This is a genomic window from Yinghuangia sp. YIM S10712, from assembly GCF_051388935.1.
In the GTDB taxonomy this organism is placed as follows: Bacteria; Actinomycetota; Actinomycetes; order Streptomycetales; family Streptomycetaceae; genus Yinghuangia.
On sequence record NZ_JBPKBI010000002.1, the window covers coordinates 232978 to 246217 of the forward strand.

Below are 13240 nucleotides of genomic sequence, written 5' to 3' on the forward strand. Positions count from 1 at the left end.
CCGCCGGGGAGCGCTGAGCGCGCTCCCGGGACGGTACGGCGGAACTCCTGCGAGACCGCCTCGGCAGTCGTACCATGAGGCCCGAGACCCGAGATCATCCGGCCGCCCGGCGGTATGTGGCGTTTCGCCGGTGCTCGACTGCGACCTTGGCATGACCCCTCGCCGGCGGACTGTACGGTGCTGCTGACCACGTCCGGGTGAAGCGCGGGACCGCGCCACCAGGCGTGGCTACGGTGGTTCACCGGGGCGAACTTACGTGTACCGAGGGGTTGGTGGCAGTCGCGCCATGGCGGGTCGGGTTCTTCAGGTCGTGCAGGGCACCCGCTGGCTCCGGCGTTCGGGGGAGTACTCCTCGATCGGCCAGGCCCTGGCCGCCGCGTCGCCGGGGGATTCGGTGACGGTGGCCGCCGGAACGTACACCGAAGACGTCACCATCAGCGTTCCGATCACACTGACGTGTGCCGACGGCCCCGGCACGGTGGTCGTCGAGGCCGTCGACGGCGTCGCCCTGACCGTCCTTGCGGACGCCGCCGTGCACGGGCTGACGCTGACCGGCGGCGCGGGCGTGCTCTCGACCGCCGTGGTCGTCGACGCGTCCTCGCCGATACTCGAAGAGCTGACCGTGCGCGCTGACTCCGTCATCGGGCTCGAACTGCGCGGCGCCGCCGACCCGGTGGTCCGCCGCTGCCGGATCACCAACCCGCAGGGCATAGGGGTCGGCGTTTCCGGCATGGCCCGCGGGGCGTTCGAGGACTGCGACATCACCGGCACCGGACGCGAAGGCGTCGACGTGCGCGACGGCGCGCGCCCCCGGTTCACCAACTGCCGGGTGCGCGACGTGTCCGGCCACGGCATGCGTTTCAGCGGGCCCGGCTCCGGCGGCACCGTCAGCCACTGCGAGATCCACGACGGCTCGGACACCGAGCCGGCGGTGTTCGCGGGCGACCAGGCGACCCCGGAACTCATCGGCTGCCACATCCACGACGTGGGCGGCGGAGGCGTCTGCGTCGCGGGCGGCGCCTCGCCCACGATCACCGACTGCCGTATCGAGCGCGTGGGCTGGGCCGGCATCTCGGTCGGCGGGCAGGCCAGCGGCGGTACGGCGGTGCGCACCGAGATCACCGCCGTGAAGGGCACCGGCGTGCAGGTCGACGACCTCGCGGTGTTCACCCTCGACGACTGCCACATCCGGGACGCCGAGGCCAACGGCGTGTCCGTCGACCGGGGGGCCAACGCCATCCTGGTCGGGTGCCGGCTGCGCGACACCGGGCGCAGCGGGGTGGACGTCCACGGCCAGAGCGAAGTCACGCTCACGAACTGCACGTTGCGCAGTTTCGGCCGCAACGGCCTGTCGATCGTCGACCACGGGGCCCGCGCGTCCGTCATCGACTGCGAGTTCCACGACTCGACCGGCGGTCACCCCGCGGTGTGGGTCGGCGACGGCGCCGACGCGGCGCTGGGGGAGTGCCGGATCCACGACGTGCTCGACGCGGTCAAGGTCGGCGGTGTCGGCACGGGCTTGTCCATGCAGAACTGCGAGATTCACGACGTCGAGGAGACCGCCGTCGCGGTCGGCCAGGGCGCGATCGTGTCCGTCAACGGCTGCCGGGTTCGCAAGGGGACCACGGGAGTTTGGTTCACCGACGCGGACTGCGGCGGCATCGTCGCCGACTGCGTCATCGAGGACGTGACGGACGGGATCGCGATCACCGGAGCCGCCGGACCGACCGTGCGCCGGGTGACCGTGGAACGCGCGAACGGCGAGGGCATCCGCGTATCGGGCGGCGGGCACGGCGACTTCGAGGACTGCGAGGTCGCCAACGGCCGCGGATACGCGATCCGCGTGCGCGAGGGCTGCCGTCCGGCCTTCAGCCGCTGCCGCACGCGCGGCAACGCCAAGGGCGGGTTCGAGTTCGACGACTCCGGACCGATCGCGACCGAGTGCACATCGCAGGGCGACGGCCCCGGATCGGGCGGCGGGACAGGGCCGGACGACGGCGGTACCGCCCCGCTCACGCTCAAGCCGGTGTCCAAGCAGCCGGGCGTGGCCACACTCACCGAACGCCTCACCGTCCCCGCGGCCCGGGAGGGAAGCAGCCCCGGCGGCGACGACGAGCGCGTCCCCACCCGCAGCCCGGAGGAACTCCTCGGCGAACTCGACGCGTTGGTGGGTCTGGAGTCGGTCAAGCGCGAAGTGCGCAACCTCATCGACCTCATCTCGGTCGGTCGCCGCCGCGAGGAGGCCGGGCTCAAGGCGCCCACGTTGCGGCGGCACCTGGTGTTCACCGGTTCTCCCGGGACCGGCAAGACCACCGTGGCCCGCCTGTACGGCGAAATCGCCGCCGCCTTGGGCGTGTTGCGCCGCGGACACCTCGTCGAGGTGTCGCGGGTCGACCTCGTCGGCGAGCACATCGGCTCGACGGCGCCGCGTACCAAAGAGGTGTTCGACCGGGCGCGTGGCGGCGTGTTGTTCATCGACGAGGCGTACAGCCTCGCACCGCCGGACGCGGCACGGGACTTCGGCCGCGAGGCGATCGACACACTCGTCAAGATGATGGAGGACCACCGCGACGACGTCGTGGTCATCGTGGCCGGCTACACCGACGAGATGGAGCGGTTCCTGTCCACCAACCCCGGCTTCGGATCGCGCTTCTCACGCACCATCACGTTCCAGGACTACGCCGCCGAGGACCTGGTGGAGATCATCGGCAAGCAGGTCGCCGAGCACGAGTACACCCTCACCGACGCGGCCCGGACCTCGCTCCTCACCTACTTCCGGCGCCTGCCGCGCGGGGCCGGGTTCGGCAACGCCCGGGAAGCACGGCGGACGTTCGAGACGATGATCGAGAACCACGCCACCCGCCTCGCCCGGATGCCGGACGCCGGCATGGAGGACCTGCGCACGCTGCACGCCGCCGACCTGCCGGATCTGCCGGGGTAGGGCGTCCGCATATCGGGGCCGTCGCGCGGGGATCGGCGCCGACGCGGCGCGCGCCCGTGGCGAATTACCCGGTCCGGAGGCGCGGATGAGGCCAGGATGGGCACCGTGGACACCTGTTTCGGCATCGACATCGGCGGCACGGGAATCAAGGGCGCACCCGTCGACACCGCCGCGGGGCGCCTGTTGCACGAGCGCCTGCGCCAACTCACGCCCCAGCCCTCGGCCCCCGACGGGGTGCTGGAGGTGGTCCGCGACATCGTCGCGCGCTTCTCGTGGCGGGGGCCGGTCGGAATCACGTTCCCGGGAGTCGTCGTCGACGGGGTCACCCGGACCGCCGCGAACGTCGACCGCAGGTGGATCGACCTCGACGCGCGCAGGATCTTCGCGGAGGCACTGCACGCGCCGGTCACCCTGGTCAACGACGCCGACGCGGCCGGGATGGCGGAGATGCGCTTCGGCGCGGGACGCGGGCGGCGCGGCACGGTCCTGGTCCTCACCTTCGGGACCGGCATCGGCAGCGCGCTGTTCCACAACGGAGTGCTCGTTCCCAACACCGAGTTCGGGCACCTCGAACTGAACGGCCACGAGGCCGAGCACCACGCCTCGGGGAACGTCCGCGAAGAGCACAACCTCAGCTGGGAGCACTGGGCGCACCGCGTCGCCCATTACCTGCGGCATCTCGAAATGCTGTTCTCACCTTCGCTGTTCGTGATCGGGGGCGGGGTCAGCAAGAAGGCCGACAAGTTCCTTCCGCACATCAGGCACGTGCGCGCCGAGATCGTCCCGGCCGCACTGCACAACGACGCCGGCATCGTGGGCGCGGCACTGGCGGCGCAGGCCCTGCGCGGCGACGCCCCGCTCCCGCAGTTCCCGACCGCCGCGCCGGATTCGTGACGCTGCGTCAGGCGGCCGGTCGACGGGCGGAGACGAGCAGGTCGGCCATCAGGCCGGCGATGTTCCACGCGTCGTCGACGCCCCGATGGTGGGTGCCTTCGAGTGGTCGGCCGGCGTGGGCCAGCGCGGCGGCCATGCCGGGCTCGCGCGGGAGGCCGTGCGCGAGCGCGTACAGCGTCTTGACGTTGAGGTGGCGGGTCCCGAAGGGGTACGGCACGCCGAGTGCGGCGCACTGGCGCTCGAACGCCTGGCGGTCGTAGTCACCCCAACTGGCCCACACCCGCTGGTGCGACCCGAATTGCGAGCGCAACAGCTCGCACGCATCGGCGAACGCGATACCGGCGTCCACGTCCGCCTGGGTCAAAGTGGTCAGTTGAGTGCAGAACGCGCTCACCGTCGAGCGTTCGGGACGCACGATGAGCCCGGCCTTGTCCACGCGCGTTGCGGTGGCGATGTCGAGCACCGTCACCCCGATCTCGATGATGTCGCTCGTCTCGCCATCCGGAACACCGGTGTCCCAACATGTGGCCTCCACGTCGACGACGAGGATCCGGTCCAGAAGTCGTTTCACCATGGCGCGATCCAAGCAGCCCGGCGAGGGGGCCGAAACTGCTTTTCAGGGCCGTGACTACGCGGGAATGCACATCCCGGGCGGCGGCAGGGGGGGTTGGCCGCCGCCCGGGACCCGATACGACCCGACTGGGGCGTACCGGCCGGGCCATCGCACGCCAAGGGGGGAGTAGGCGTGTGGCAGGCCCGGGGCGTAGAACGTGGTCGAGTCGCATTGCGGCGAAGGACCACGAGAGCGGGAACGAAGATCCGGGATGTGGTGTCCCCCCCCAACGTATCGCGCCCGCGGTGTTGTTCCCGCAACCACGCGCCGCGCACCCGGGTGGTCGGCGGCGACGGATTCCGGACGGACAGCGGTTGCACGGAACTCCCCCGGCGGCGCTTGTCCCCACCGCGCCGCGACACCCCCAAGGCTCGCAGACCGAAACGCTCGAAGGCATCCGGCGCGTGGAGTATTCGCACGGCCGTGTCTCGTTCTGGCGGATGAGTGCCGCGCGTACGCCCGACGGTGGGAACCGCGCGGGACGTCCCACCGCGCACTCGGTTACCCTGAATTCCCGACCGACCCTCGACGAAGGCCCCGGCACGCCGCGAAGTGCCGTATGCATGAAGACACATGACGGCTTGTCAGCCACGCGTTGCGGCGCTGCGCCGCGCCGCCCGAGGAGGCGCGCCTCCGCACCGCGATGAGGACGGGGCGGGGCAGTGCCCCCGCGATCCGGACGAGCACGCGCACCGACCTTAGGCGCGCCCGGCGTCCCAGGGCGCACGCCTGCTGGGACCACCTCTACGCGGCGGCCCTCTGGCCGCAGCACAACGCCAATCTGGGCACGATGCTCCGGACCTGCGACGCGGTCGGGGCGTGCCTCGCGGTCCCGCGCTTCCCGTGGGTGCCGGAGGCCTTGGCGCGCGGAAACACTCTGCGCAAGCCGGCCTGCGTGCACTGGACCGGCGATCAGCTCACCTGGCTCCACCGGCAACGCGAGCGCGGCACCCGGATCGTCGGCGTCGAGCTGGCCGAGAACGCGGTACGGCTGGCCGATCTCCGGCCCGCCCGCGGCACCACCGTCGCCGTGCTCGGCCACGAGCGCACGGGCATACCGCCGGAGGCCCTGGACCTCCTCGACGAGGTCGTCGAGATCCCGATGGTCGGCACCGGCACCACGCTGAACGTCGCGGTCGCAGGATCGCTCGTGCTGTACAAGCTGGCCGGGCTCGTGTGACGCCCTCCGACCGCGGCTTCAGTCCTCGTCGGGGGCCTGCGGAGCCGGGTACTTGCGGGCGTTCTTGACCATTTTGTCGCGCAGGGCCTGGGCCGGATCGATGCCGAGGACGTCGCACAGCCCCAACAGGTAGGCCAGCACGTCCGCGACCTCCTCGCGCACATGCTCGCCCACGTCGCGGTCCGCCATGACACCGGCCGCCTGCTCGGGAGTCATCCACTGGAAGATCTCGACCAGCTCCGACGCTTCCACACTGAGGGCCATCACGAGGTTCTTGGGCGTGTGAAACGGCTCCCAGTGCCGTTCGGCGGCGAAGGCACGGACGGCCCCGGTCAGCTCGGCAAGCACGTCCGGACCGCGAGTCGTGTCGGAGGCCGTGTCGGGAGCGGCGCCGGAATCCGGCGAGGGCAGCGTCATGCCGACCAGTGTGACGCCCGGCCGGGTTGTCGGTGCGCCGGGGGAGAATGGCTCGGTGGCCGTGCGCGCCGGCGCAAACGGACACACACCGGAAGACAGCGCAGGAAACACCGAAGGCAATCGCATCACAACGCAACGGAAAGGTCGGTCACGGTCGCATGAGGGTCGCCACCTGGAACATCAACTCGGTCGGCGCCAGGCTGCCGCGCATGCTCGAATGGCTCGACGGCACCGCGCCCGACGTGCTGTGCCTGCAAGAGCTCAAGTGCACGGCCGACGCCTTCCCGTACGAAGCCGTCCAGGACCTCGGCTACCAGGTCGCGGCCCACGGTGACGGCCGGTGGAACGGCGTCGCGATCCTGTCCAAGGTCGGCCTGAAGGACGTCGTGCGCGGCCTGGAGGCCGGGCCCGACTACGAGGGCGTCCAGGAGCCGCGCGCGATCAGTGCCACCTGCGGCGACGTGCGGCTGTGGTCGGTGTACGTCCCGAACGGGCGCGAGGTCGTCCACGCGCACTACACGTACAAGCTGACGTGGCTCGGCGCGCTCAAGACCGCCGTCGCGTTCGACGCCGCCGGCGAGCGGCCTTTCGCCGTGCTCGGCGACTTCAACATCGCCCCGACCGACCAGGACGTGTGGGACATCGCGCTGTTCCAGGGCGCGACGCACGTCAGCGAGGCCGAGCGGGCCGCGCTCACCGCGTTCGGTGAGGTCGGGTTGCAGGAGATCATGCCGCGCGCGCTGAAGTACGACGTGCCGTTCACGTTCTGGGACTACCGCAACCTCGGTTTCCAGAAGAACAAGGGCATGCGCATCGACCTGGTGCTGGGCAACCCCGCCTTCAACGGGTCCGTGAAGGACGCGTACGTCGACCGTGAGGCACGCCGCGGCAAGGGCACCTCGGACCACGCGCCGGTGGTCGTGGACCTGGACCTCTGAGCCCACCCGGCCCCGAACCGCCGGAAGGAACGGGGTCCGGGGACGGGGAGCGCAGGCAGTCGACGCTCCCCGTCCCCGGACCCGGGTTCACCGTGGATCGCGGTTCACAGGTACATGCCGTCGCCGATCGGCGGGCGCTGGGCCTCGACCGGGGCGGCGCCGTTCTTGAGCGCGTACAACTCCGCGAGCGTCGCCGAGGCACCGACCCCGTGGCTCGTGCCCAGCCACGCCGACGCCTCCTGGAAGTCCATCGGACCGACCTCGATCTGCGCGAGGCAGCGGCCGGGACGCACCACAGCCGGATGCAACTGGCCCAACGACTCGTTCGTGGTGATCGCGACGAGCACGTTGCGGCCCTGACCGAGCAGGCCGTCGGTGAGGTTGAGCAGCCGCGAGAGCGCCTGCCCGGTCGACCGCTTCGCCTCGCCGCGGATCAGCTCGTCACAGTCCTCCAGCACCAGCAGGCGCCAGCGGGTGTGCTCCGACTCCTCTTCCTCACCGGTGCGGCCGATCGCGACGTCCATCAGGTAGCCGGTGTCCCCGAACAGCGCCTCGGGATCGAGGACGCAGTCCATCCGGCACCAGTCGCGCCACTCACGCGCGAGCGACCGCAGCACGGTCGTCTTTCCGGTGCCCGGCGGACCGTGGAGCAGTATCAGACGACCGGCGACGTCGTCGCGCCCGACCGCCATGAGCTTGTCGAACGCCGCCGCGGTGGCCGCGGCGTAATTGCGGCGGATGTGCTCCCACGGCGCCGCGGTGATCGAGCGCGTGGTGCGGTAGGGCCCGCGACGCGCCGAGTGGTACCAGAAGCCCATCGCCACCGACTCGTCCTGCGGCAGCGGCTCGGCCTTGGCGTTCCTGACCGCCTTCTTGAGCACGGCGCGCCCGGTCTTGGCGTTGTCGGCGGTGACGGTCACCTCGCCGCCTCCGCTGCGCCACACCACCGCGCGCAGCGTCCAGCCGTCACCGGCGGCGAGCGTCGACTGGCGGTCGTCCTCCTCCACGGTGCGCAGCACTTGGGCGCCGCGCGGCACGAGTTTCGCGCCGGGGCGGATTCGGTCGAGTCTGGTTGTGCTCGCCCACGGCTGGCGGCCCGAGACGAACTCGGCCAGCGTGAGCGCGTCGATCACGTCGTACGGAGTGTCCGAATCGTCGAGTCCGAGAGAATAGGGCAGGGTCTGGGCGGGGTCGAGGGACGCGTCGGCGCCGACGGGCGCGTCGACGGCGCTCTCGGCGGCCTCAACCCCGTGGATCCGGGCCGGTACCTGACGGGGCATGGACATGCCTCGATCATCGGTGCCACCGGCGCGTGCGTACAGTCGTTTTGCGGAAACCGGACCTCCTGCGTGCCGCTCCGGCCGTCCCGGTTTTCCCCGGCCGCCGTCGCTGTCCGCTGCCACCAGGGGTTTTGACCGACGGTCAGCGCTCGGTATACGCGGCGTCGAGAGCCGTGACGGCCGCCACAAGTGCCTCGTCGCGGGACAGGCCGAGCCGCAACGCGCGTCGCGCGTACTCGCCGGCGGCGTCGGCCGCCTCGCGGTGTGCGGTGTCGCCGACCGCCGCGACGAAGGTGCCGTGTCGGCCCCGGGTCTCCACGACCGCGTCCGCCTCCAGTTCGCGGTAGGCGCGGGCGACCGTGTTGACCGCCAGGCCCAGTTCGGCCGCGAGCGCGCGGACGGTCGGCAGTTTGGTCCCCACCGCGAGCGCACCGGTCCGGGCCTGGTCCGCGATCTGCGCCCTGACCTGTTCGAAAGGCGGCACCGACGACGCCGGGTCCAGCGTGATCTCCATGCCGCACAGTGTGGCGCAGTGACGCGCGGTACGGCGGACCGATGCGCGCGGGCGTACGGCCGAGCCCTGATACCGCCCCGTGTCCCGGACACGGGTGAGATCGTTGCCCGGAGAGACCACGGATCAGATTGGGGCGACACGGACATGGACACCGCGGCCGAACACCACCCGCAGCACATCTACCACACGCATGTGCACGGCGAGGGGTGCGGCCACGTCTCGCTGCCGCACGGCGACCACATCGACTACGTGCACGACGGCCATATCCACCGCATGCACGACGGCCACGTCGACGAGTGCGAGCCCGACGGGCACCACGTGCACGAGGGGCACCACCACCAGCACGGCGATGGCTGCGGCCACGTGGCGGTGCCGCACGGCGATCACGTCGATTACGTGCACGACGGGCACCGGCATGCCGCACACGACGGCCACTGGGACGACCACTGAGAGCGCGCGCGGACCGGTTCGTCCGATCGCTTGATCCCGTTCGCCGACAGGCGAATTCGGTACAACCGGGCGTTTTTCGAAGGAGCCTCGGCTCGTGGACATTCTGGTGCTCGGCGGAACGGTTTTCCTCGGACGGGCCATCGTCGAGGCGGCACTCGGCCGCGGTCACGCGGTCACGACGTTCAACCGCGGGCGCACCGGAACAGACGTGCCGGGCGGCACCGCCGTCCGGGGCGACCGCGAGAACGGGGCGGACCTCGACCGCCTTGCGTCGCACGGGCCGTGGGACGCCGTCGTGGACGTGTGCGGCTTCACCCCGCGTGTCGTCGGCGACGCGGTGCGCGCGCTCGACGGGCGTGCGGACGCATATGCGTTCATCTCAAGCGTCTCGGCCTACGAGGACTGGCCGCGTGCCCGCATCGACGAGACCTCCCCGCGCTTCGCGTGTTCGCCTGGCGCGGACGAGTCCGCCGGGGACTACGGGACACTCAAGGCAGGCTGTGAACGCGCGGTGGAACGTGGGTTCGGCGGCCGTACGCTCGTCGTCCAGCCCGGCCTGATCCTCGGCCCGCACGAGAATGTCGGCCGACTGCCATGGTGGCTGCGCCGCGTCGCGGCCGGCGGACCGGTCCTCGCGCCCGGTGATCCGGAACGCAGCATGCAGGTGATCGACGTCCGAGACGTCGCCGTGTTCGTCCTGGACCGCGTCGAGGCGCATGCCGAAGGCCGTTATATCGCCAGCGGGAGCCCCGCCAACACCACGATGGGCAGAATGCTCGCCGACTGCGTCGAGGCGACAGGATCCGGTGCCGAATTGGTGTGGGTCGACGACGACTTCCTGCTCGCCGCCGACGTCGGTCCGTGGACCGAACTCCCCATGTGGACACCGCCGACCGAAGAACTGGCGGGGGTGTGGCTGCCCGACCCGGCCAAGGCCGAGGCCGACGGTCTGGCGTGCCGTCCGGTCCGTGAGACCGTCTTCGACACCTGGGCCTGGCTGCCGGCCGCGGGCCTGCCCGAGAAGCTGCCGTCGTACAGCGGGCATGCGGGCACGCAGGGCATCGAACCCGGCAAGGAGCAGCGGATCCTGGCCGCGTGGGCCGCACGCTGAGTGGTCCCGGACCACCGGAACCGCCGGAGACCGCACGGCGTTTCGGCGCCGCGCTTCGACGGCCGGGAGGCGCCGGTCTCGTCCGTAGAGTGGAACCGTGCGTCCCATACGGGTGATGACCGGGTTGCCGGGACGGTTTCCCGCGCGCGTGTTCGGACTGCCGGGCTTCGACGTCGCGCTCGCGCTGGCGATGCTCCCGGTCCAGTTGATCGGTGTGTTCATCGTCTCGGTGCCGGTCTATGTGCTCGACACCGGAGGCGGCACCCCGAGCCGCCTGGAGGGCAACGACGTCGACTGGCTCGCCTGGATCCTCCTGGTCGTCTCCGCGCTGCTGCTCGTCGGGCGCTCGCGGTGGGCGCGCCTCGCGCTGATCGCGGAAAGCGGGCTGCTCGCCCTGTATTTGGCGCGCGGATACCCGGTCGGACCGATCGTGCTGCCGGTGATGCTCTGCCTGTACACGACCGTGGCAGGCGGGCGACGGAGGCGTACGGCGCTCGCGGCGCTGGCGTTCCTGATCGCCGCGTGCAGTCTGTGGGTGCCCAGGATCGCGCGCCTGCTGGACACCGCGGGCACCTTCATGGGCACGGTCGCGGTGTTCTACGCCGTGGTGCTCGCGACATTCGGCGGGCCGGTCCTGTTCGGCGAGGTCGTGCGTTACCGCCGCGAGGCCGACGAGGCGCGCGTGGCCCAGGCCCTACGTGACGCCGAACGCCGCGTCGTCGAGGAACGGCTGCGCATCGCCCGGGAGTTGCACGACGTCGTCGCGCACAGCATGGCCGGCATCGCCGTGCAGTCTGCGGCGACGCTTCGGCTCCTCGGCGACCCGGAGCCCGAAGTGCGCGAGGCGCTTTTGGCGATTCGTACGGCGAGCCGCCAGGCGCTCGGCGAACTGCGTTCCACCGTCGGCATGTTGCGTGCCACCGGATTGCCGGACAACGACGGGCTCGAACGCCTGGACACGCTTTTGGAAGCGGTCCGCAAGGCCGGTGTGCCCGTCGAGCTCGACCGCTCGGGGACCGAAGTGCCGCTTACCGTCGAGGTGGGCCACGCCGCATACCGGATCGTGCAGGAGTCGCTGACCAACGTGCTGCGCCACGCCGGACACGGCGCGAGCGCCCACGTGAGACTGGCTTACGGCGAAACGGAGTTGGTGCTGGAGATCACCGACGACGGGCGCGGGCTGTCCGATGCCTCCGGCACCGGGCACGGGCTGGCGGGCATGCGCGAGCGCGCGGAATCGGTCGGCGGAACGTTCGTCGCGGGCGCGCGCCGCGCGGCGGAGGACGGCACCAGCGGGGGATTCAGGGTGTCGGCGAGACTGCCTTATCGGCCGCGCAAGGCGCCGGAGGCCCGCAGGGCGCCGGACAGCCGACGGGCGCGCGGCGCGCGGCGGGTAGGGGAGGCACGATGATCCGCATCGGATTGGCCGACGACCAGGCGCTCGTGCGCACGGGTTTCCGCGCGTTGCTGGGCACAGAGGCCGACTTCGACGTGGTCGGCGAGGCGGCGGACGGCGGCGCGGCGGTCGCGCTCGCGCGCGAGCTGCGCCCGGACGTCCTGCTGATGGACATCCGCATGCCCGACGTGGACGGCCTCACCGCGACCCGGCGCATCGTCGGCGACCCCGAACTCGCGGGCGTGCGTGTCGTGATCCTGACGACGTACGCGGAGGACGCCAACGTCTACGGCGCGCTCCGCGCGGGGGCGAGCGGCTTCCTGGTCAAGGACGCCGAGGCGGAGGAACTGGTCCAGGCCGTCCGCGTCGTCGCGCGCGGCGACGCGCTGTTGTCCCCCGCGATCACCCGCCAGGTGATCGGCATGTTCGCCCGCTCCGATGTCCGGCCGCACGTGTCCGGCGGCGGGGTCGCCGCGCAGGTGAGCGTCCTGACCGAGCGTGAGCGCGAGGTGTTGTGCCAGATCGCGGCAGGCCTGGCGAACGAGGAGATCGCGTTGCGGTTGGGGATGAGCCCGTACACCGTCAAGACGCACCTGAGCCGAATGCTGGCCAAACTGGGACTGCGTGACCGTGCTCAATTGGTCGTCGCCGCCTACGAGTCGGGGCTGGTGAGGCCGGGGCACAGCGACGCGTAGCGCGGGGGCGGTAGTGCCGGGGGAGTAGTCCTGACGCGGTAGTCGACGGACGTATACCGCCCGCGAGGCAGGCGGCGAACCGTTCCCGCGGCCGATGAACCGGGCGCTCCCGCGCGCGAGGATCGGTGTACGGGTCCGTGTCCGGACCACGGATCCGTGCAGCACCAGCCGTGAGAAGGGTCCGCCCGCAATGCGCCTGGACGATGTGCTCCCCGAATGGCATTTCCGCGAACGCCACAGCATCGAGATCGACGCCTACGCCGACACCGTCTTCCGGGCCGTCGAGGAGGTGACGTGGCGCGAGGTCCCGGTTTTCCGTGCCCTGATGGCGCTGCGTTTCCTCGGCCGCGACCCGGCCGTCGACCCGCGCATCATCGCCTCGATGACCCGGGACGGCTTCGTGGTCCTCGACCGGCTCGACAACGAGCTCGTCGTCGGCACGGTCACCACTCCCGCGTTCCGGGTGGCCGACCGGCTGCGCGGTGCGCTGCTCGCCGATCTGCCGTGCGAGGCGTTCGCGAAGTTCGACGCGCCCGGGCACCTCAAGATCGGCTTCAACTTCCTGCGGCGCGGCTCGACGGTGTCGACGGAGACGCGCGTGTGGGCGACCGACGAGCGCGCGCGGCGGCTCTTCAGGGCGTACTGGACGGTGATCCGCCCGCCGAGCGGGCTGATCCGCCGTGTCTGGCTCCGAGCCATCCGCGAACGAGCGGAGAACGAACCGGTGTTCCTGTGAACGGCCGCCTCCGACACATGCCACCGGGGGGGGGGGGGCCGGGGGGGGGGGGGGGGCAGGGGGTGGGGGGGGGGG

13 protein-coding genes are annotated in these 13240 nt (G+C 71.4%); 9 read left to right on the forward strand and 4 right to left on the reverse strand.

Going from position 1 to position 13240, the window contains the following annotated elements; translation table 11 throughout:
* Window positions 1-286: 286 nt before the first annotated feature.
* Together ACRX5W_RS06490 and ppgK are read left to right on the forward strand one after the other, a co-directional pair.
* Window positions 287-2941 (forward strand): right-handed parallel beta-helix repeat-containing protein, encoded by a 2655-nt coding sequence (locus ACRX5W_RS06490; RefSeq protein ID WP_436786974.1) that lies wholly within the window; start codon window positions 287-289, stop codon window positions 2939-2941.
* Between the two features lie 96 nt (window positions 2942-3037).
* A complete protein-coding gene (gene ppgK / locus ACRX5W_RS06495) occupies window positions 3038-3835 on the forward strand; it encodes a polyphosphate--glucose phosphotransferase (RefSeq protein ID WP_436786975.1) in 798 nt (265 codons plus the stop codon).
* 7 nt (window positions 3836-3842) lie between these two features.
* Here ppgK and ACRX5W_RS06500 read toward each other — a convergent pair whose 3' ends face one another.
* Window positions 3843-4409: an exonuclease domain-containing protein gene (locus ACRX5W_RS06500; RefSeq protein ID WP_436786976.1), complete on the reverse strand. Its 567-nt coding sequence runs from the start codon at window positions 4407-4409 to the stop codon at window positions 3843-3845.
* 829 nt (window positions 4410-5238) lie between these two features.
* On the opposite strand from ACRX5W_RS06500, the gene ACRX5W_RS06505 reads away from it, so the two are divergent.
* Window positions 5239-5628, forward strand: a complete 390-nt coding sequence (locus ACRX5W_RS06505; protein WP_436786977.1) for a TrmH family RNA methyltransferase — start codon at window positions 5239-5241, stop codon at window positions 5626-5628.
* An 18-nt stretch (window positions 5629-5646) separates the two neighbouring features.
* On the opposite strand, the gene ACRX5W_RS06510 is transcribed toward ACRX5W_RS06505, so the two are convergent.
* The gene (locus ACRX5W_RS06510; RefSeq protein WP_436786978.1) at window positions 5647-6045 is read right to left on the reverse strand and encodes a nucleotide pyrophosphohydrolase; all 399 of its coding nucleotides are present in this window, start codon (window positions 6043-6045) and stop codon (window positions 5647-5649) included.
* Between the two features lie 158 nt (window positions 6046-6203).
* On the opposite strand from ACRX5W_RS06510, the gene ACRX5W_RS06515 reads away from it, so the two are divergent.
* Window positions 6204-6983, forward strand: coding sequence for an exodeoxyribonuclease III (locus ACRX5W_RS06515; protein WP_436786979.1), 780 nt, complete (start codon window positions 6204-6206; stop codon window positions 6981-6983).
* Window positions 6984-7087: 104 nt separating this feature from the next.
* On the opposite strand, the gene ACRX5W_RS06520 is transcribed toward ACRX5W_RS06515, so the two are convergent.
* Window positions 7088-8269 carry a DUF5925 domain-containing protein gene (locus tag ACRX5W_RS06520; RefSeq protein ID WP_436786980.1) on the reverse strand — a complete coding sequence of 394 codons (1182 nt, stop codon included), beginning with the start codon at window positions 8267-8269 and terminating at the stop codon, window positions 7088-7090.
* Between the two features lie 136 nt (window positions 8270-8405).
* A complete protein-coding gene (locus ACRX5W_RS06525; RefSeq protein ID WP_436786981.1) occupies window positions 8406-8777 on the reverse strand; it encodes a GntR family transcriptional regulator in 372 nt (123 codons plus the stop codon).
* 144 nt (window positions 8778-8921) lie between these two features.
* Between ACRX5W_RS06525 and ACRX5W_RS06530 the strand changes: the two genes are divergently transcribed.
* The 5 genes from ACRX5W_RS06530 to ACRX5W_RS06550 all read left to right on the forward strand — a co-directional run bounded on the left by ACRX5W_RS06530 (window position 8922) and on the right by ACRX5W_RS06550 (window position 13165).
* Window positions 8922-9227 carry a hypothetical protein gene (locus tag ACRX5W_RS06530; protein ID WP_436786982.1) on the forward strand — a complete coding sequence of 102 codons (306 nt, stop codon included), beginning with the start codon at window positions 8922-8924 and terminating at the stop codon, window positions 9225-9227.
* 94 nt (window positions 9228-9321) lie between these two features.
* Complete coding sequence (locus tag ACRX5W_RS06535; RefSeq protein ID WP_436786983.1) at window positions 9322-10338, forward strand: NAD-dependent epimerase/dehydratase family protein; 1017 nt, start codon at window positions 9322-9324, stop codon at window positions 10336-10338.
* Between the two features lie 97 nt (window positions 10339-10435).
* Window positions 10436-11749 carry a sensor histidine kinase gene (locus ACRX5W_RS06540; RefSeq protein WP_436786984.1) on the forward strand — a complete coding sequence of 438 codons (1314 nt, stop codon included), beginning with the start codon at window positions 10436-10438 and terminating at the stop codon, window positions 11747-11749.
* Window positions 11746-12429, forward strand: coding sequence for a response regulator (locus tag ACRX5W_RS06545; protein WP_436786985.1), 684 nt, complete (start codon window positions 11746-11748; stop codon window positions 12427-12429). Before ACRX5W_RS06540 ends, ACRX5W_RS06545 begins: the two co-directional genes overlap by 4 nt.
* A 190-nt stretch (window positions 12430-12619) precedes the next feature.
* Window positions 12620-13165, forward strand: coding sequence for a hypothetical protein (locus ACRX5W_RS06550; protein ID WP_436786986.1), 546 nt, complete (start codon window positions 12620-12622; stop codon window positions 13163-13165).
* Window positions 13166-13240: the final 75 nt, after the last annotated feature.

Coding starts and splice junctions, on each gene's coding strand:
- ACRX5W_RS06515 (WP_436786979.1), top strand. CDS start 6,204: ATGAGGGTCGCCACCTGGAACATCAACTCGGTCGGCGCCAGGCTGCCG.
- ACRX5W_RS06510 (WP_436786978.1), bottom strand. CDS start 6,045: ATGACGCTGCCCTCGCCGGATTCCGGCGCCGCTCCCGACACGGCCTCC.
- ppgK (WP_436786975.1), top strand. CDS start 3,038: ATGGGCACCGTGGACACCTGTTTCGGCATCGACATCGGCGGCACGGGA.
- ACRX5W_RS06520 (WP_436786980.1), bottom strand. CDS start 8,269: ATGTCCATGCCCCGTCAGGTACCGGCCCGGATCCACGGGGTTGAGGCC.
- ACRX5W_RS06550 (WP_436786986.1), top strand. CDS start 12,620: ATGCGCCTGGACGATGTGCTCCCCGAATGGCATTTCCGCGAACGCCAC.
- ACRX5W_RS06545 (WP_436786985.1), top strand. CDS start 11,746: ATGATCCGCATCGGATTGGCCGACGACCAGGCGCTCGTGCGCACGGGT.
- ACRX5W_RS06505 (WP_436786977.1), top strand. CDS start 5,239: ATGCTCCGGACCTGCGACGCGGTCGGGGCGTGCCTCGCGGTCCCGCGC.
- ACRX5W_RS06490 (WP_436786974.1), top strand. CDS start 287: ATGGCGGGTCGGGTTCTTCAGGTCGTGCAGGGCACCCGCTGGCTCCGG.
- ACRX5W_RS06500 (WP_436786976.1), bottom strand. CDS start 4,409: ATGGTGAAACGACTTCTGGACCGGATCCTCGTCGTCGACGTGGAGGCC.
- ACRX5W_RS06525 (WP_436786981.1), bottom strand. CDS start 8,777: ATGGAGATCACGCTGGACCCGGCGTCGTCGGTGCCGCCTTTCGAACAG.
- ACRX5W_RS06530 (WP_436786982.1), top strand. CDS start 8,922: ATGGACACCGCGGCCGAACACCACCCGCAGCACATCTACCACACGCAT.